This window comes from Chlamydia sp., from assembly GCF_017472245.1.
Lineage (GTDB): Bacteria > Chlamydiota > Chlamydiia > Chlamydiales > Chlamydiaceae > Chlamydia.
Map to the genome: position 1 here is coordinate 213,953 of NZ_JAFUQR010000005.1, position 19,032 is coordinate 232,984.

The following is a 19,032-nucleotide window of genomic DNA, read 5'->3' on the forward strand; positions in this document are numbered from 1 at the left end:
TTTTTTAATATTTCTGCGTGCGTATAGAAGATTTTTCTTTAAAAAATGTTTCTCCGTCTCCTGGGGTCTATTTGATGAAAGACGCTCAAGGAACGGTTCTTTATGTAGGTAAAGCAAAAAATTTACGCACTCGACTCGCTGCATATCTTCAAAGGAAGGGAGATTCTCGTGAACGTATCCCTTTCTTAATGAAGAGGACTGCATCTATAGATACCATTGTCGTCTCTAATGAAACAGAGGCTCTTCTCCTAGAAAACAATTTAATCAAAAAATATCAACCCCGCTACAACGTGCTTCTCAAAGATGACAAAACTTTTTTTTGTCTATCTGTATCACTCCAACATCCTTGGCCTAAAATTGAAGCAGTACGCACTCGAGCTCTCTCCCCTAATAATAAAAAAACGCAGCTACTATTTGGTCCGTATGTTAGCGCTGAAGCCTGTTATGCATTACTTGAAGTTATTAGTCAGTGGTTCCCCTTGAGAACATGCTCAGATCGGGAATTTCTAACTCGACAACGCCCTTGTATACTTTACGAAATGAAAAGATGCCTAGCTCCCTGTGTAGGACTATGCTCCCAAACTGAGTATCAGGAAACTTTAGAAAAAGCCATTCTCTTTCTTAAAGGAGAAATTGGGACTACAATATCCAAATTAGAAAAAGCTATCGCACTAGCTTCTCAAGAACACAAGTTTGAACATGCTGCCGCTTTATATCGCACACTGACATTAATCAACCAAGCTATGGCCAAACAGCATGTTCAAACATTTCAAGCCTATGATATTGATGTATTAGGGCTATATAGAAGAGGCCCTTTTACTGTTGTTTCTGTACTATCAGTGTACTCCGGGAAATTACTTGGGGCTCGCTACTTTACTTTCCCAGAAAATGCACAGGAAGATGCAGCCTTATTTTCTTCTTTTATTTTGCAATATTATGCTGAAAATCCTCGGATTCCCAAGGAGATATTTATTCCTATTCCCTTGAATAGCCCAGAACTTCCATACTTAATTAACGCTGAAAATCCTCCTAAAATCCGCCTCCCCAAAACGGAATATGGCAAACAGCTTCTTGCTCTTGCTTATAAAAATGCTGCAGAACAAGCCAAGCCTTTGCACTCCATCTCTCCTCCTTACGAAGAACTTCAACAATTTTTTAATTTACGCCAATATCCCTATCGTATTGAATGCTACGATAATGCTCATCTGCAGGGAGAGCATTACGTGGGTGTCTATGTAGTTTTCGAAAAAGGTCTTTTCATTCCCAAACATTACCGGACTTTTTCATTGACAGCTCGTGGAGATGATCTTGTAGCTCTTGATGAGGTGCTAACTAGGCGCTTCCGTTCTATAACCACAGAACTCCCAGACCTTATTGTGATTGATGGTGGACGTAATCAGTTTAAACGAGCACAGCAAATTCTAGAAAATCTCAATTTGACAGGCATTACTATAGTCACTCTTGCTAAAGAAGCGGGGATTCACAGCAAAAGTTTACGCCGAGAAAAACTATTTTGTGAAGCCTTTCCACAAGGAATCCTACTTAATCCCACCTCTAAAATCCTTCAATTTCTGCAACTCTTACGTGATGAAGCTCACCGATTCGCTATTCATAACTATCGTAAAAAACACGCGAAAGCTACTCTGGCAATCAAAAAAATTCCAGGAATAGGCGCAATAAAAACAAAACGTTTACTCCAAAAATTCAAAAGTTGGAAACAGGTTTTAGCTGCTTCAGAAGAAGAACTAAAAACAGTTCAAGGGCTGACGAGAAAAGACATACAACGGATTCAAACTGAGAAGAAGAAAGTAGAATAGGAGCACTTTTATAAAAAAAAGGCTCCTTACAGAGCCTTTTATTCTTCAGTTGTTTTGGTTAAAGAGACTTCCTCAAGATACTCTTCTGCAGAAGGCAGCTCTTCTAAACAGGGCTCTCCTACAACTTCAATAGCAGCAACGTTCGCGTCTTTCGCTTTAGGATGTGTTAACCCTTTTACGACTACATGAACGGCAGCAACATGCAAACCTGTATATTCCGAGATTTCAGATACAATGCACCCTTGGATTTCTTCTGTCTTTTCTGGGATAGCAACTCCATAATCAACATTCACTTCTACCCGAATTTTGACCAAAGAATTTTTACTATCTTGTTCGACATAGATCCCCTTCATCCTTTCAATGTCACGCCCAAAAAGAGTATCTATAAGGTTGCCTCCTAATAAGGAAACACCATCTATTTTTGCTAAACAGTGAAGAATGATCACCTGAATAACACGAGTCTCTATATCGCGACTAAAAACAGTTTCCGGAAATTCCAATTCTTTCACATCTAATTTTAATTTCTGCTTATCCATACTCTAGGAGCCTCGTTCCCGTGATCTTTTCTTTGTTATTCAGCTCTATTTCTATGTAAAAAAATCCTTTTTAACAGCAACACTTTCAGAAGCTTTTTTTCACCAAGAAAGCTCTTGGAAATGAGGGTAAAAGTTACTACAATCTAAGTCAATAATAAGATCTAGAAAACCATTTGATTCCAAAGAAACCAGTAATCCATCTTCTCAAAATTCAACATGTTAAACTTAACAACAAAATCACCTATATAAACCCATTCTAAAATATGGGCAGTATCATATGGATAATGAATTTGCTTATTGATGGTGATTGAGACGTTTGTAGTTACAAGCCTTAATAAGCTTCCCGGAAGATTAATACCAGAGTATTTGGACACCTATCGGTAAAAATAAAAAATCGAAGCTTCATTCGTGAGTTTCTTCTTGCCCTTTCTTTTCCTAATAACTGGTATTTTCCTCATTGTTTCATCCCAAAAAAGAAAGGAAATAAATCCAATTTTTCGGAAAATTGTTACATCACAATCTTTTTTTTAGTGAGAAAAGCTGCTCTAAGAAATAATATTCATTGATAGAGAAATTTAAGTCGGAAGGACTTCCCATGAACTCCGGAATGTTCCCTTTTACCTTTTTTTTACTGTACATTTGTCTAGGAATGCTCACTGCCTACCTAGCTACAAAAAAGAACCGTAATTCCATAGGCTGGTTTCTTGCTGGAATGTTTTTTGGAATCTTTGCAGTTATTTTCATCCTGATTCTTCCTCCGCTTCCCTCATCTAACCAAGATCATGATTCAACGGAACTAAAAGACTCTGAGGATTTTTTCTTACAAAATACTTTAGAGGATTCTGAGATAATCGCTATTCCAGATACAATCAGTCAAGTCACTATAGACACAGAGAAATGGTTTTACCTGAGCAAAGATCGCACTAATGTAGGTCCAATCTCTATAGTGCAGCTCATCGCTTTCCTAAAAGAATGCAAAAATTCTCCGGAAAAAGGGGTCTCCCCTCAAGAGCTTTGGGTATGGAAAAAAGGTATGCAAAACTGGGAAAAAGTCAAAAACATTCCAGAACTATTTGAGATTGTAAAAAATGAATAAAAAAGGCCCTCTGGAAGGGGCCTTTTATCAAATTTTTACCAACTTGCTTTAATGACGCCAGGAATATCTCCCATAGAAGCCATCTGTCTAAAGCAAATTCTCGAGATAGCAAATTTTCTAAGATACCCGCGAGGTCGTCCGGTCAATAGGCATCTATTATGTAAACGAGAAGGAGAAGTATCTCGTCTCATCTTATTTAATGCTTCCCGAGCCCGTGCTCTCTCTTCTTCACTGACAGATAAGCTTTTCGCGATTCTTCGAAGCTCTGCTCTTCTCTGAAAATTAGCTTCTACTAATTTTCGACGTTTATTCTCCCTAGCTACTGCTGACTTCTTCGCCATGCGTTCTCACCTAAATCTATATATTACTTCTTACGAGCAGGCCCTGCTTGACGTTGCTTACGGTTAGGATCTTTCTTGTTAATAACATAAAGACGTCCCTTACGACGAACAAGCTTATCACCTTTTGAAGGGTCTGCTTTAACGGATGAACTAACTCTCATAACACGCCTTACTTGGCTCCCTTAAAAGAGAGACTGATTCTCACTACACACCCTCACTACACAAAATTTTGGGAATGAGAGCCTTCAACAAAACAGCCCCCCTACCAAAAGAAGTACCCTTTTTGCTACACAAACTGCAACGCAGCTCGAAAATCTCAAAAAATTTTCTTAAAAAGCTACTCCGCACACCCCCAGGCCCCAGCCAACATTTTACATGCGGAACCCCGAGCAAGAGTCTCCCCGGTAAAGGAGGATTAACAACTAGAGGAACAGAGTTTACCCTTTTCCCCACTTTTTGACAATAAGAGACTTCTCAAACTAACTCTCTCTACAAACCTTCCCTTACCAAAAGAAATAATAAAAACTGTTACCCCATATTGATCTTTTAGGGAAGATCATTTAGACTCGTTTCTGGTTATTTAAGGAGAGATTCTTGAAAACTTTGAGAACTTAGGAGAATATTGTGAAACGCACCTATCAACCTAGTAAGAGAAAACGTAGAAATTCTGTAGGCTTCAGAGCTCGTATGGCTACGAAAAGCGGAAGAAATCTTTTGAACCGTCGTCGCCGTCATGGTAGACATTCTTTGATTGATCTTTAAAATTTGCTGTCTGTGCATCGATTAACTTTACCTAAAAGTGCTCGTTTACTGAAACGCAAGCAGTTTGTTTATGTTCAGCGAACTGGTCGGTGTTGTCGTACGGAGCAAGTGACTTTGCGGGTGGTTCCTTCTCGTTATTCTAATTCTCGCAAAGTAGGGATTACTGTGTCTAAAAAATTCGGGAAAGCTCACCAACGTAATCGTTTTAAAAGAATCGTTCGTGAAGCTTTCAGGCACGTGCGCTCTAATCTTCCTGGATGTCAAGTAATTGTCTCCCCGAAGGGCGGTGTTTTGCCAAGTTTTGGGAAACTATCAGAGGAGCTTCTTAAACGAATCCCAGAAACCTTATTGCTTTCTTCATCTAAATGATTTTTTATAAAAAAATTCCACGTTACGAAAAAACGTGGAATCAGGGAAACGTTTGTTGAAAAAATTTCTAAGACTGATGTCGCATATGGTCTAACGAGCGAGAGATACTCAGCTGAGCTTCCCTAGGAGCTGACTCAAGAGCTATCTCAGCGTGCTCTAATGCACTATTAGGGAGCCCTGCATCAAGATAGTACTGAGAAATAATCATCTCTAGTCGCCACTGATTTTCCTTATCTTGCTCTCCAAACTGTGTCAGGTAATCCGCCAAGGGTTCTATCACCTTAGCAACATTCATATGTGCATCTCCTCGAAAACGCTTTGCTAACTCTTGAAATTCGATCAATGCAACAGTGAAATGAGTTAGCTGTTCATTCTCTGGATCTAATTCTAACAAACGACTTTTTACAGAACGACACTCATCGGAATCCATTCTCCCAGTTTCGACAAGTTGTCTAAATTTCTCAGATAAGAAAAAACTATCATCACACAGTACGCCCTGCTCAATTGCTGCAGTCATGAAATCTTTTCTCGATAACTCTTCTGCTAGTTGATAATACTGACGCAATTCTACAGCAGCTAACGTAGGAATAAGTGGGAAAACCTGCTCTAATTCCTGGTCATTAGTCACAACCTTACACAGACTTTCGCCCAAATTGGATCCGTTTTCATTACCAAAACTTTCAAGCTTATAAATTTCCCGTTCTTCGGGAGACAGCAGTACCAAACTAGGGAAAGTATTGACATGAAGCTTATTCTTTAACTCTTCATTTTGCTCGTTGATCAAAGGATCTCGCAACTCTGCATGACGAGGAAAATCGACGGCAACACAGATAAATTTACCCGCAACAGCGGAGATAAACTCCTCAGAACTCAACACTTCATCACGAATTTTCATACAGGAGCCGTTCCAGTCTGAACCGGAGAAAAACAACAACATGGGAAGTTCTTTTTCCTCACTCTTTTCTCTGGCTTCCTGATAATCAACATACCAAGAAATCTCGTTATGTGTGCCTGAAAGAGCCGCACCCACATTAAACGAACTTAGCCCAAAGAAAACCAGAGCAGCCAAAAGCTTTTTCTGCTTGAAAGAACAACTTTTAGCAATCCATAAAGAAACCATGAATTTCTACTCCTTGCTTGTCCGTTAAAAAGTAACGACCCTTTCGAAAACCCCGAAAGAACCTCTCTTAAAACAGCTTTTCGAATACTTTTCGTGTATATTCTTTTTTTTATTAAAAGCAAACAAAGATTCTATTTGTGAAAAATACGCACCTTATCCCTCTGGTTTCAGAATTTTTTCTATTCCTTTGATAAGAGATCCTAAATCCATGTTCTGCAGAAAAATTCTGTAGACTAAGCAAAAATTGTTGCTTATCATGAGGGTGTGAGTTCGCCCTGGTAGCACAAAATAAGGCCTTTTCTCATGAACAATGACGCCATAGATTTATTTCTTTATAATACATTATCTAGAGAGAAAGAACGCTTCCTCCCCATTAATGACCCTATTAAACTTTATACCTGTGGGCCAACGGTCTATGGTTACGCACATATAGGAAACTTTCGTACATATGTGTTTGAGGATTTGTTAAAAAGAGTTCTTCTGTTTCTAGGATACTCCGTTTACCATGTAATGAACATCACAGATGTGGATGATAAAACATTAGCTGGGGCTCGTAATCAAGGCTGCTCCTTAGAAAAATACTGCCAGCCCTACATCGATGCCTTTTTTACAGATTTGGAAGCTTTACGCATTTTAAAAGCAGACGCTTATCCCCATGCTACTCACTACATCCCCCAAATGATAAAAGCTATTCAGCAACTCATTGATCAGGGGGTGGCTTATATAGGACAGGACCAATCCGTCTATTTTTCTATTAATCAATTTCCTAACTATGGAGCTCTTTCTCACCTAAATTTAGAAGAGCTTCGACAAAGTGCGCGTGTAGATGCCGATGAATATGACAAAGATAATTTGTGTGACTTTGTCTTATGGAAAGCCTACGATCGCGATAGAGACGGAGAAATTTTCTGGGAAAGTCCTTTTGGAAAAGGCCGTCCCGGATGGCACTTGGAGTGCTCTGTCATGTCTATGTCACTTCTTGGTCAGTCCTTGGATATTCACGCTGGAGGCGTAGATAATATCTTTCCTCATCATGAAAATGAGATTGCCCAATCTGAATCCCTATCCCATAAGCCCTTTGTGCGTTATTGGCTGCACTCTCATCATCTTCTTGTTGATGGGAAAAAAATGTCTAAAAGTTTAGGGAACTTTCTTACACTAAGAGATTTACTCAACCAAGGATTCTCTGGAGAAGAAATCCGTTACCTTTTGCTACAGGGACACTACAGGACTCAGTTGAATTTCACTCAGGAGGGATTGCAAGCTTCTCGTCAATCTCTTAAACGTTTAAGAGATTTTATTAGTAGATTGGAAGACCCTTCCTATCCTAATGACATCATACATCCGGAAGTTTCTGCTATTTGTCAGAATTTTTTAGATGATTTTGTTGCTTCGATCACCAATGATCTTAATATCTCGATTTCCTTGGCAGCTTTGTTTGACTTTATCCGAAAGATAAATAGTATCATTGATAGTCAGAGTGCTATTCAAAAGGAGGCAGCTTCTATCTTCTCTCAACAAGATGCACAACACATTCTCTCCTTATTGCGACGGATAGACCAAGTATTAGCTGTTCTTCCTTTTGCCCAAGAAGCTATCCCAGAAGACGTGTTACAACTTGTAAAAGAAAGAGAAGCTGCTAGGAAAATCAAAAATTGGCAAGAAGCTGACCGCTTACGAGATGAAATCCTCTCCCTTGGTTTTGCCATTGAAGATGGCAAAACCGGGATAAAAGTGAAAAAGCTTTAGCTTTTTTTTGTTTCTATACGCCGCATTACAGGAAAGTACAAAACATCACGGATAGATGCAGCATCTGTTAACATCATGACCAAACGATCTATACCTATACCAAATCCTCCTGCTGGCGGCATTCCCTGACAAAGAGCTTCCAAGAACTCCTCATCTATAGGGTGGTACTCGCTGTCTGGATCCAAAGCCTTTTTCTGCATTTGCTCTTCTAATAACTCTCGTTGCTTCAAAGGATCATTGAGTTCCGAGTAAGCATTACAAAGTTCTTTCCCTAAACAAAAGCTCTCGAACCTTTCCACGAGGCTATCATCTCCAGAACGTAATGTCTTACAAAGAGGAGTTGTTTCTAACGGATGATCCGTAATGTGATGAGGAGCTATTAGCTTATCACAAACAAGTGCATCAAATAGTAATGCAATCATTTCTCCTCGAGTAGCAGAGACATAGTCTTTCTTTGGAAGAGATGTTTGTGTTTCTAAAATCTTACGTAATTCATGATCCGCATGTAAATCCACATCAACTCCACCATAGACAGAGATACTTTCCTTCATAGTCATGCGAATCCAAGGAGCTTTGAAATCGACTACTTGCGGACCAGATTTCAAATGAGAGTAGGTGACTTTCGTCTCTCCGTTGTACAGGGATCGAACTACATATTCAACAAGGTTTTCCACATATTTCATAACATCGTTGTAATCCAAATAAGCCCCATAAGCTTCAATCATGGTAAACTCTGGATTATGTGTTCTATCAATTCCCTCATTACGGAAAACTTTGCCAATTTCATAAATACGTGGCATTCCTCCAACAAGAATTTTCTTCAAAGAAATTTCTAAAGAAATCCGAAGAAACATTTGTGTGTGGAGAGCTTTCAATGTGGTGACGAAAGGAGTTGCTTCCGCTCCTCCATAGATTGTTTGCAGAATAGGAGTTTCAACTTCTAAAAAGCCCTGCTGATCCATGTATTCACGAATCAATTTAAGAATCCGACTTCTTGCTAAAAATGTCCTACGGACTTCCTCTGATGAAATGAGATCTGCCCAACGTTTACGATAACGAATCTCTTTATCCGCTAATCCTGAATGCTTGTCTGGCAAAGAGATCAAAGATTTGCATAGCAAAGTCACAGTCTCTACAAGAACTGTTAACTCTCCTGAGTGTGTGAAAAACAGATATCCTTCTATACCTAAGATATCCCCTAAATCTAGCTTCTTCTCGATAAACTTCATAGGAGAAATCTCGGATTCTTCAGATAATCCGGCAACTAAGGAAAATTCGCGATTGAACATAATCTGAATTTTGGCATCGTTATCCAAGATTTGCCCAAAGGCATTTTTCCCCATAGAACGAAAAAGAACAAGTCTCCCAGCAAAGCGCACCTTAGGTGTCTCTTTTCGAAATGCTGCTTCACTGTCCCCTATTTGATCATTGACAACCCCATTACGAATTTCCTGGATCTCAATACAATCAGAGTATTGATAAGGGTAAGGGTTCATGCCCAAATTTCGAATTTCTTGTAACTTACTCGTTCTATACAAATAATCTTCGTGTTGCAAGTATTCAACTTCTGCAGACATCAATAGTCCTTTGGCTCAACAAACAGTAGCTATATTCTTCTTATGACAATTCTGAAGGTCTTAAGCAGACCTATGCTACACCAAACTTGAGAAATTTTGAAGAAAGATACAGGATACTTTTCTCAAACATAGGAAAGAGAAAACCTTGAGTTTTCTCTTTCTTGAAAGTGCACACATCTATTAGCCCCTTCCCAGAGGCAAGAGAATTTTGCAACGACTTAGGAGATATGTAATATTTTCTTCAATCGATGAACATAGTTCTCTCCTCCTCCGTGTTCAAATCCTAATTTTGAAATCTCTTTCCCCTGAGGATCTAACAGAACTAAAGTTGGGAATCCCTCTACTTGATATTGAGTTTTGAGCTGCTGATTCAGCGCTTTTTGTTCTGGAGTCTGTTCATTGTTATGAGGGAAATCTATCTCTACCATGTAAAGATGTTGATTGGCGAAAGTAGAAAAAGCGTCCGTTCTTAAAATTTGTTCTTGCATTCTCATACACCAAATGCACCAATCAGATCCTGTGAAGAATAAAGCAACAAATTTTCCTTCTTTACTCGCCTTGTGTAAAGCCTCCTGATAAGGTAACCAGCGAACTCCAGCCTGGGACACCTTGTCAACCTTCTGTATTCTTGTATCACGACGCTTTGCAGCAAAACAAGGAACTGTTGTAGAAATGCATAAAGCGAACAGGCCTCCTAATAACCAATTTTTCATAAACATTCTCTCTTTTTATTTAACTGTAAGGAATAGGTTTCTTTACTCTTTAATATGATATCAATCATCGGTCGATTGCAATGAATTCGTATAGGCTGATACCCTTACTCTTTTAGAATCATATCTTGTCCGATAACCTGTGCATACACTCTAACACGCCATGCTTTCACTTGCTATTTTTCAAGAAATTTTTTCTCGTTATGTGGAGAAGTCTCACCCAGCCACGTCTACACTGGTTCCGTTATATTTTCCAGAAGAACCTCTCAACTCTCCTGAAGACTTATCTTCAACTACTGCCCCAACTCCTCTTAAGTCTACCTCAAACTCCCAATCGATCTCGCTTCCCTCTGCACCTGTAAAAGAACGCACTACACCTACTTCACCCTCTTCTCCAACCAAATCGAAAGATCCGCAACATTCCTGGCCCTGTGTACCTATCTATCCAGGGCTTTCCCATGAAGAGCTTTTAAAAGAGAATTATCCTGCTTTGAAACGTTATATCCAACGTCCCGCACGTGCTTACTGTGGTATTCTTGTCCATGAAACTCAAGAGAATGAAATTCTTTTTTTCAATCGCCTAGCTAAAATCCTTTCACAAAAACTTTTCCCCTCTCGTTTAGTGCTTTTTCACCAAAAAATCTTTTCTGATTTTAGTCATTTCCCCCATCCTTTTTGTTTGGCTCCCTTACCGATAATCGGGTATAAAAATTCTCAAATCAAATATCACAATCCTATTTCACAAGACAAAGTAACCTGTGTACCCATTTATTCCTCTTCGCAATACACAAAAGATTCAGAGTTAAAAAGAGATTTATGGACGATACTCACCCACCTTTCCGCCTCTACGCAGAAGTCTTAGTCAATGCAAACATCAACAAGGTCCTAGATTATGGTATTCCTGCAGGGATGGAAAATCTAGTAACTGTAGGATCCGTGGTTAAAGTTCCTCTGCAAAGAAAACTAGCTAATGATAAATACAAAATTGCTGTTGTTCTCAAAATTAAGAAATCTTCAGATTTCGTGAATGTAATCCAGCCGATTGTAGAGATTGGTTACGAAGGCATTATCCTTCCTCAAGACCTTCTTGATTTGATCTTTTGGGTCAGCCAATACTATTTCTGTCCTTTAGGAAGTACGTTGTCCTTATTCCTCCCAACAGTATATGCACAGACTCACTCGAGCAAACATCAGAACAATGTATTTTTAGGGCAAAATGCTGAACATACACAAGAAATACTAAAATCGCTCGAAGATCCTCATCAAATTGCTGTACTCCGTAAGTTACTTAAAACTACAGGGCCACTCACTCCTCCTGAACTTATAAAAAAAACCTCAACATCCACTAAAACTTTAGATACCCTAGCTAAACGGGGCTTCATTCGTATTGTCGACTCTGAGAGCTTAGTAATCCAAGATGAGCAGCTTCATTACTTTCTTCCAGAATCACCAACCTTAACTCAGGAGCAGTTAGCTGCTATTGATACGATTTCTCGATCTCTCATTGCTGAGCAGTTTCAAACATGTCTGTTATTTGGAGTAACAGGAAGTGGAAAAACAGAAGTTTACCTCCAAGTTATTCGTAAAGCCAGAACCTTGGGGAAAAGCGTAATTCTTCTTGTTCCAGAAGTTACTTTAACAATTCAAACCCTTTCTTTTTTTAAAATGCACTTTGGTGCTGAGGTTGGGGTTTTACATTACAAATTAAGTGAAAGCGAGCGCACTCAAACCTGGCATAAAGCTTCTCGAGGACAAATCAATATCATCATCGGCCCTCGTTCTGCCATCTTCTGTCCTATGCAAAATCTTGGCCTCATTATTGTTGATGAAGAACATGATGGTGCCTATAAACAAAGTGATCTACCCCCTTTTTATCAAGCGCGAGATGTGGCTGTCATGCGAGGGAAGTTCACGAATGCTACAGTTATTCTCGGGAGTGCTACTCCAAGTTTAGAAAGCTATACCAATGCTTTAGCTAAAAAATATACCCTTTCCATTCTTTCTAAACGCGCTTCAACCTCCATTCCCACTAAGGTCTCGCTTATTGACATGAATACGGAGATGGAAAAAACCAAGAAAAAATTGTTCTTCTCTCCAACGGTAATTCGCAGTATAGAGCAACGCTTAGAAGTAGGAGAACAGACCATTATTTTCTTTAACCGTCGTGGCTTCCACACTAATGTCTCCTGCTCTTCATGTAAATATACCTTGAAATGTCCTCACTGTGACATGATCCTTACGTTTCACAAAACTGAACGTATTCTCTTGTGTCATCTGTGCAATACGCGTCTTTCTAAACCAATTACCACATGTCCCCAATGCCAGGGGACTATGACATTACAGTATCGAGGAGCAGGCACAGAAAAAATAGAATCTCTTCTCCAAAACTTTTTCCCTACAGCCCGCACTATACGGCTAGATTCTGACACCACACGCTCTAGAGGGAGTCATGATGCATTGATCAAACAATTCGCTACGGGGAAAGCTGATATTCTGATCGGCACGCAAATGATTGCTAAAGGCATGCACTTCCCTGCAGTCACTTTATCCGTTGTTTTAAACGGAGACTCAGGTCTATATATCCCAGATTTTCGAGCTGCAGAGCAGGTCTTTCAGCTCATTACACAAGTTACGGGACGATCGGGTCGTAGCTATCTTCCAGGAGAAGTTTTAGTCCAAACATTTCTTCCTCAAAATTCCACAATAACACACGCTTTAGCTCAAGATTTTCCCTCTTTTTACCGAGAAGAAATTTTAGGAAGGAAAGCATGTAATTATCCGCCATTTACTAGACTAATCCGCTGCATTTTTCTAGGGAAAAGTGCAGAATATACTCTTAAGGAAACTCAGCGTGTGCATGCTTTAATTAAACAAAATTTGCACTCCCAAGCCTCTCTGATGGAGATATCTCCTTGCGGACATTTCAAAGTAAAAGATCTTTTCCATTATCAATTTTTGATCAAAACTCGTCATATCCTTTCAGTAAACAAACAACTTCAGGATGCATTCGTAGCTGCTAAACTTTCTTCTAAAGTGCGTTGTATTGTTGATATAGACCCTACTACTACATTTTTTTGATTCGTTACGCGATCTAAAGAGATCTGTGAGATAAGAACATCCACCTCCTCCAGCGTATTGAAAGAGTGTAAATTTGCTCTTAAAAGAATCCCCGAAGGAGGCCGAGAAACCCCAACTCGAATTCCAGCCTTAGTCAATCTCTTATAAAGCGCTTGTGGAGCTACTCCAGGGAGATAAAGTGGCTGTACAAATCCTTCTGCTGCTGATGAGACTCTTTGAACGAAATATTCTCGTATCTGCCTTAACCGAATCCTTGCCTCCTCGCCCTCACTAGAAAGAAAGCTATAGGCTACTAGTATAGAAATTAATACATAAGGCGGCATCCCCGTAGAGAGACTCGCCATAGGTCCTTAGTAAAAGCTTGTTTCCTGTCACAATGAAAGAGTAGTGCGGCACCCGAAACTCCCAATGCCTTCCCAAAAGTAACTAGTACAGCATAAAAATTGTCATATCCTAGTGTGGAGCAAAATCCCTTCCCGGACTCACCAAATAATCCCACAGCATGAGCCTCATCTACTATCAACTCTGCATGATAGTTGCGGGACAATGCAATCACTTGATCTAAAGGAGCAAAAGACCCTTTAAAAGAATAAACAGAGCAGATAAGAATGAATACACGTTTAAATCCTCGTTTCTGACAATTTTCCAGCAAAGCCTCTAAATGGCTCAGATCGTTATGCCGGAAACTTTCTTGCCTCCCTGGCATAAAAACAGACAAATTGTAAGAAACCGAGATATGTACCTGCTCATCCCATAAAACATAATCTGCTTGAGAAGAGAGATGTGCACAAACTGCTGTATTCGCCACAAAACCACTTGGCAGAACTAGAGCCTCTCGCGCACCATGAAAGCGCGCTATCTCACGCTCAAGCTCATCTAAAAGAGGTGAGATACCTAAAATAGCGCGAGACCCTCCGTAACCAAGTTGCGCATAGGGCTCCTCTCTACAATAACTCTCGTAGCGAGCTTTAACAGCATTTACTAAGCTTTCCGAACGAGAAAATCCCAGGAAATCATTGGTAATAAAATCGATAGGAAAAAATTCCTTCAAAACTCATTTCCCTCGCAACTACAATCTAAAGAGCAACCCCTATTCGCTAAATAACTGTTTTGCCAAAGCGTTTAATGAACAGTAATCAGGTTTCCCCGTCCCCAACATGGGAATTACTTCTATCTGGTGATGATAAGAGATCTTTAATAAATTACTTGTTTTTGAGTTTTTTAAGATATCATTTACTTCCTGAACAGAAGTTGGAAATATGGTAAAGAGACAGAGACGTTCTTTCTCTCCTGGAAGACCACAAACAACTAGCGGATGATCTGCTTCGCTTTGCCCACATCCCTCTATTAGAATGCTTTCCAAAGCTTCTAGACTTACCATTTCCGCGCCTATCTTGACAAAACGACTCAACCGGCCTTTTAAGAATAACTCTCCGTGGCGATCGACATAACCAAGATCTCCAGTTACATACCACATCTCCCCAGCTAATTCCATGAATCCATGTCCGAAATCTTCTCCCAGATATCCTTTAAATAGAGAAGTCCCTCGCACCAATACTAACCCGGTTACCCCTGTCGACACAGGTAATTTCGTCTCTTCAGAAATAATTAACACTTCCATTCCTCTAACAGGGATCCCCACACAAGATTCGTGTTTCGGACTGTTTGCAGTATTGATAGTGACGACTGGAGAACATTCTGTAGTTCCATATCCTTGACGCAATTGAACATGTGGGAATGTTTGCAACGCTTCTTGATACAAAGAGTGTTTAAAAACGTCTCCTCCAATGACAACTAATCGCAAAGAGGGCAATGAAGTCTCACTTTTCTTGGCAGTATTCAGAATATAGCTGAAAAAGATCGGAGTACTTCCTAACAACGTAACTTTTGTCTCATCAATCATCTCGACAATCTTCTTCGCATAAAGAGGATTGTACGCAAAAACAACAGGGACCCCGGCAAGAAGTGGGAATAAAGTACAAGAATTGAATCCGAAAGCATGAAAAGGAGGAAGAAATGACATCATTACGTCGTCTTCTTTAGGAGAAAAGAAATCAAAACAAGCTTTTTGATTAGCAAGCAACGAAGCGTTAGTAAGAGGTACTCCTTTAGGAAGTTTTTCTGTCCCCGATGTAAATAAGATTACAGCAACATCTTCAGGTTTTTTATCAAATACTCCAAACCATCTCATCATCCATTCAAAAGGGATTGCTGTACAGATTGCAATACGACATTTATCCCAAAACGTTAACTGCTTACGAACTTCATCTAGAAAAATGAAGGAGAACGGATACTTTGCGTCTTCCCCATGAGTTTGCCCCAACTTTTGCATAAGAGGCTTTGCTGTAATCACATGTGTTACTCCAACAAGGTTCGCACATGCCGTAACTTCACGAAGCCCCTGGCTCCAATTAATCATAACGGGGATTTTTCCAGACAGCAGAGTGGCAAAATAAGCAATATAAGCACCTGCTGACGCTGGTATCATGATGCCAATGTACTCATCAGGATATTTAGCCAAACGTGTAGCTAAAGCGCAGACAGCCTTATACACTTGATTGTAGGACAGTTTTCCAAGTTGCTCATCCCCAAAAACAGTTGCAGTGGTCATTTCCGCACAAAGCTTCAAAAAACTACGTAAAACTGTTTTCTCTGAGCGTAATTTCCCACGTTTACGTTGAGTTGTATTCCTATTATCTCGCATCTCTTACCTATGCGTAGGGAACCTGCAAAGGAGTCTCCCCACCCTCTTGATTAAACCAATCCGAGAGAAAAGTATTGAATTCCTGTTTCGTTGGGAACTGCTTTAACACCGAGTAATCTGCTTGGCAAACCGAAACCTTTACCTCACGTTTAGGCATGAAAAAAATTCCACGCCACAATAAAGCCTTTATCGCATCTTTAAATACTTTACCTAATTTTGGTGTACTTCCCGTTTTATATCTCGAAAAAGAACTCCCCCACAACCCAGTAATCTTTACTAAAAAAACGTCGCATTCCTTAGCTCTGTGCAAAAGCGTAAAGGCAGCATGCTGATTAACGATTTCTTCTCTTCCATTTCTCGATAATCTTCCGGATGGATAAAGAAGTAAGCTCTCTTTGTTATCCAACGCCCGGGTTGCACACACGTAGAAGTGCTCCATTCTTTCAAACAAGCGCTTGTCATCCCTTCCAGGGACGACGGAAGGCACAGGGATGGCTCTTACAGAATCAAGAAACCATTTGACCACAGAATTATTAAACAAATAATCCACGGCTATGGGCCGCACATGAAATTTTAACCAGAACACGTGCTCTAAAATAACAGGGTCTATCTCAGCCACATGGTTTGAGAGAAACAAAGCTCCTTTATGAGGATTAGGGCCAATAACCTCTAATCCTTCAACTGACACGCGATAGCGAAGCTTTAAAGCGCACCCTATAAGAGCGGTATATACCACTTCATATAGTCTACGCCAAAACCCTATCTTCATACTTTCCCTTGGGTCCATTAAAATTATTACTGCACTAACAAATGCAATATTTCCATATCCAAATTAACAGGTTTTCATTCTGAAAAGAACTATTCTTTCATTTATTATCAAAAAGATATCGTAAACCAGCATTTTCGTTAATAATCTTTACAAAAAGACAAGCTATTTGTGCAACTCTGTAGTAGCTCTACTCTTGCTAAGAAACCTCTCTCTAGTTAGGATGTCCTCTCGTTACAATAACATTTCCTCCTTATAGAGAGTGATCGTTATCCCTTTGCAACAGCGGAAAGAGTTATGTTCTCCCTTCTTATTGATTGTCAGAAAGCTGCGGAAATAGTCGTCACGCAGGCTATGCTGTTGCTTATGCGCTATCGGAAAGCGCATAAATGGATTCCTTCTTGGAGAAAACCCGATCAAACTTACGTTACTCCCGCAGATTATGCTATCCAATACTATTTTTATCGCAGGCTCACCTCTTTATTCCCACATATCCCTTTGGTAGGAGAGGAAACCTTTAATCCAATAGAGGATCAAGACAGGCTTCCCTTAATTATACAATTTGCAAAACAACTTGATCCAACGGTTTCTTACCAGGATCTCTGTAATGCTCTATCTCCCAAGGATTCCCATTCTTCTTTATTTTGGTTAACGGACCCTATTGATGGCACCTCAGGTTTTATTAAACAGCGCAGCTTTGCTATCGCTCTCTCCCTATTTTATAAACACACTCCTATCCTTTCCGTAATAGCTTGCCCTACACCGAGAACCAACTCTTTCAAAGTTTATTCAGCTGCTAAGGGCAAAGGACTTACTATTTGCCACCCCTCTCACTCTTCTTCTTTCTCTCTCTGTAAAGATTTCCAACCAACCCGCAAATTCTGTGAAGCTTCACTCTCTGCAAGGAACCACCAACATCTAACCACTCACATTTTGAGTAAGCATCTACCATGGCAACCTCAGCCTGTTCGCGCGGACAGTCAATGCAAATATGCTTGGGTTGCAGACAATACGGTAGACTTTTTTATTCGCATTCCCTACTCCCCCCCAAGAGCCCATTACAGAGACCACGCCCCTGGTATCTTTCTTATAGAGGAAGCCGGGGGACTTGTTACGGATATGTCTGGTGTTTCGCTTTCTTTCTCAGATCCTAGCTTATATTTAGAGAGAATCCCCCTGATCCTTGCTTCTGCCAATGAGCACATGCATAGCATCATCTTGGAAACTTTACATAAACTCCGTTACGAGCCTATCCCAGCAACTTCACCTTACGAAACACCATCTCCTTTCTCTAAGAATAGGCAGCTAAGCGCTCTTCAACTATAGCATTGGCAAGAGCTTCCGTATCTAACTTCTCTTGAGCACTTCGTTCATATAAATTCCGGAGTGTCGTCGGTATATTCTCTACCTTTTGCAAAACATCTTTAGGAGAATATGGGTGCCCTATCGGGCTTGTTACATTTAACAAGCCTCCAGCATTAACAAGATAATCCGGTGCATAAAGAATATTTCGAGCAGCTAATTCCTGTCCTATAAGGGAGTGCTCAAGTTGATTATTTGCAGCTCCAACAATAGCTCGGCATCGAAGTCTGTTAATACTACTAGTGTTAATGATTCCACCCAATGCACATGGACACAAAATATCACAATCCGCAGACACGATGTCTTCATCAACGCGAGCTTCATATAAAGTAACTACTTCGTCAAGAAGCTCTTTCCTTCTGTCACATACTATTAAATCGGCGCCTGCAAAAAATAACTCATGAACCAACTTACGTCCTACCGCTCCTAATCCTTGGATAGCAATTCGCTTCCCTTTTATCTCTCCTCCCCAAAGATATTTTACCGTCTCTTGAATGCACAAAAACACACCGTGAGCTGTATATACAGAAGGATCTCCGCTTATTGCCTCGAGACCACAAACATAAGAAGTTTCCTCACTCATAATCATAATATCCCGAACGGAAATTCCAACATCCTCAGCAGCGATATATTTCCCCTGTAAAGAGTCAACAGCTTGACCAAAGGCTCTTAACATATCTTCTGTGGGATGAGAAAGATCTTGAGGCAAAAAGATTACACTCTTTCCGCCTCCGGTTCCTGTATTACTAATGAGAGCTTTGTATGTCATAGCTTTTGACAACCACAAAGCATCCTGTAGTCCATCATCGAACTGAGAATAGGCAAAAGCTCGAACCCCTCCCAAAGCAGGCCCTACCTTTGTTTGGTGAATAGCAATCACGGCAACTAACCGTACAGATTCACAAGTGATTTTTAAAACCTGTTCATATCCCTCAATATGAAGGTCTTCTATCTGCAGAGAGTATTTCATATCTAATGTCCGGCTTATATCATTTCACAATAGTTCTCAGTTCTTTTTACAAAAAAAGTCCGAGAGAAACTTCTA

Annotated in this window: 17 protein-coding genes and 1 pseudogene; 8 read left to right on the forward strand and 10 right to left on the reverse strand. The window is 40.0% G+C overall.

Annotation, left to right across the window (positions count from 1 at the left end):
* The first annotated feature begins 17 nt into the window (after positions 1–17).
* Entirely contained in the window at positions 18–1,817 is a 1,800-nt protein-coding gene (gene uvrC / locus IJ490_RS01980; protein ID WP_291892915.1) for an excinuclease ABC subunit UvrC, read from the forward strand.
* 38 nt (positions 1,818–1,855) lie between these two features.
* Here uvrC and IJ490_RS01985 read toward each other — a convergent pair whose 3' ends face one another.
* Positions 1,856–2,353, reverse strand: coding sequence for an Asp23/Gls24 family envelope stress response protein (locus IJ490_RS01985; protein ID WP_291892918.1), 498 nt, complete (start codon positions 2,351–2,353; stop codon positions 1,856–1,858).
* Positions 2,354–2,948: 595 nt separating this feature from the next.
* On the opposite strand from IJ490_RS01985, the gene IJ490_RS01990 reads away from it, so the two are divergent.
* Positions 2,949–3,449 carry a DUF4339 domain-containing protein gene (locus tag IJ490_RS01990; protein WP_291892943.1) on the forward strand — a complete coding sequence of 167 codons (501 nt, stop codon included), beginning with the start codon at positions 2,949–2,951 and terminating at the stop codon, positions 3,447–3,449.
* Between the two features lie 35 nt (positions 3,450–3,484).
* On the opposite strand, the gene rpsN is transcribed toward IJ490_RS01990, so the two are convergent.
* Positions 3,485–3,790 (reverse strand): 30S ribosomal protein S14, encoded by a 306-nt coding sequence (rpsN, locus tag IJ490_RS01995; RefSeq protein WP_291892946.1) that lies wholly within the window; start codon positions 3,788–3,790, stop codon positions 3,485–3,487.
* Between the two features lie 23 nt (positions 3,791–3,813).
* The gene (rpmJ, locus tag IJ490_RS02000; protein ID WP_291892950.1) at positions 3,814–3,951 is read right to left on the reverse strand and encodes a 50S ribosomal protein L36; all 138 of its coding nucleotides are present in this window, start codon (positions 3,949–3,951) and stop codon (positions 3,814–3,816) included.
* Between the two features lie 463 nt (positions 3,952–4,414).
* Here rpmJ and rpmH point away from each other — a divergent pair, with 463 nt between their 5' ends.
* On the forward strand, positions 4,415–4,552 hold the full coding sequence (gene rpmH, locus IJ490_RS02005; RefSeq protein ID WP_010725344.1) for a 50S ribosomal protein L34: 138 nt from the start codon (positions 4,415–4,417) through the stop codon (positions 4,550–4,552).
* Positions 4,553–4,564: 12 nt separating this feature from the next.
* A complete protein-coding gene (rnpA, locus tag IJ490_RS02010; RefSeq protein WP_291892978.1) occupies positions 4,565–4,921 on the forward strand; it encodes a ribonuclease P protein component in 357 nt (118 codons plus the stop codon).
* Between the two features lie 67 nt (positions 4,922–4,988).
* On the opposite strand, the gene IJ490_RS02015 is transcribed toward rnpA, so the two are convergent.
* Positions 4,989–6,041, reverse strand: coding sequence for a thioredoxin family protein (locus IJ490_RS02015; RefSeq protein ID WP_291892980.1), 1,053 nt, complete (start codon positions 6,039–6,041; stop codon positions 4,989–4,991).
* Between the two features lie 303 nt (positions 6,042–6,344).
* Here IJ490_RS02015 and cysS point away from each other — a divergent pair, with 303 nt between their 5' ends.
* Positions 6,345–7,790, forward strand: coding sequence for a cysteine--tRNA ligase (gene cysS, locus IJ490_RS02020; RefSeq protein ID WP_291892982.1), 1,446 nt, complete (start codon positions 6,345–6,347; stop codon positions 7,788–7,790).
* Here the strand turns inward: cysS and lysS are convergent.
* The gene (gene lysS / locus IJ490_RS02025; protein ID WP_291892984.1) at positions 7,787–9,367 is read right to left on the reverse strand and encodes a lysine--tRNA ligase; all 1,581 of its coding nucleotides are present in this window, start codon (positions 9,365–9,367) and stop codon (positions 7,787–7,789) included. The genes cysS and lysS overlap by 4 nt on opposite strands.
* A gap of 218 nt (positions 9,368–9,585) precedes the next feature.
* Complete coding sequence (gene dsbH, locus IJ490_RS02030; RefSeq protein WP_291892987.1) at positions 9,586–10,080, reverse strand: disulfide reductase DsbH; 495 nt, start codon at positions 10,078–10,080, stop codon at positions 9,586–9,588.
* A 160-nt stretch (positions 10,081–10,240) separates the two neighbouring features.
* Here dsbH and IJ490_RS02035 point away from each other — a divergent pair, with 160 nt between their 5' ends.
* Together IJ490_RS02035 and priA are read left to right on the forward strand one after the other, a co-directional pair.
* The gene (locus IJ490_RS02035; RefSeq protein ID WP_291892991.1) at positions 10,241–10,939 is read left to right on the forward strand and encodes a hypothetical protein; all 699 of its coding nucleotides are present in this window, start codon (positions 10,241–10,243) and stop codon (positions 10,937–10,939) included.
* A complete protein-coding gene (gene priA / locus IJ490_RS02040) occupies positions 10,894–13,155 on the forward strand; it encodes a primosomal protein N' (RefSeq protein ID WP_291892994.1) in 2,262 nt (753 codons plus the stop codon). Before IJ490_RS02035 ends, priA begins: the two co-directional genes overlap by 46 nt.
* Here priA and IJ490_RS02045 read toward each other — a convergent pair.
* From IJ490_RS02045 to IJ490_RS02055, 3 genes and pseudogenes are all read right to left on the reverse strand, one after another.
* Positions 13,074–14,206, reverse strand: a pseudogene (locus tag IJ490_RS02045) (aminotransferase class I/II-fold pyridoxal phosphate-dependent enzyme). The gene priA and the pseudogene IJ490_RS02045 sit on opposite strands and share 82 nt — an antisense overlap.
* A 39-nt stretch (positions 14,207–14,245) precedes the next feature.
* Complete coding sequence (locus tag IJ490_RS02050; protein ID WP_291892997.1) at positions 14,246–15,859, reverse strand: AMP-binding protein; 1,614 nt, start codon at positions 15,857–15,859, stop codon at positions 14,246–14,248.
* Positions 15,860–15,866: 7 nt separating this feature from the next.
* Entirely contained in the window at positions 15,867–16,628 is a 762-nt protein-coding gene (locus IJ490_RS02055; RefSeq protein WP_291893000.1) for a 1-acyl-sn-glycerol-3-phosphate acyltransferase, read from the reverse strand.
* 294 nt (positions 16,629–16,922) lie between these two features.
* Here IJ490_RS02055 and IJ490_RS02060 point away from each other — a divergent pair, with 294 nt between their 5' ends.
* Positions 16,923–17,951, forward strand: coding sequence for an inositol monophosphatase family protein (locus tag IJ490_RS02060; RefSeq protein WP_291893003.1), 1,029 nt, complete (start codon positions 16,923–16,925; stop codon positions 17,949–17,951).
* Here IJ490_RS02060 and IJ490_RS02065 read toward each other — a convergent pair.
* The gene (locus IJ490_RS02065) at positions 17,917–18,957 is read right to left on the reverse strand and encodes a Glu/Leu/Phe/Val dehydrogenase (protein ID WP_291893005.1); all 1,041 of its coding nucleotides are present in this window, start codon (positions 18,955–18,957) and stop codon (positions 17,917–17,919) included. The two genes, IJ490_RS02060 and IJ490_RS02065, sit on opposite strands and share 35 nt — an antisense overlap.
* Positions 18,958–19,032: the final 75 nt, after the last annotated feature.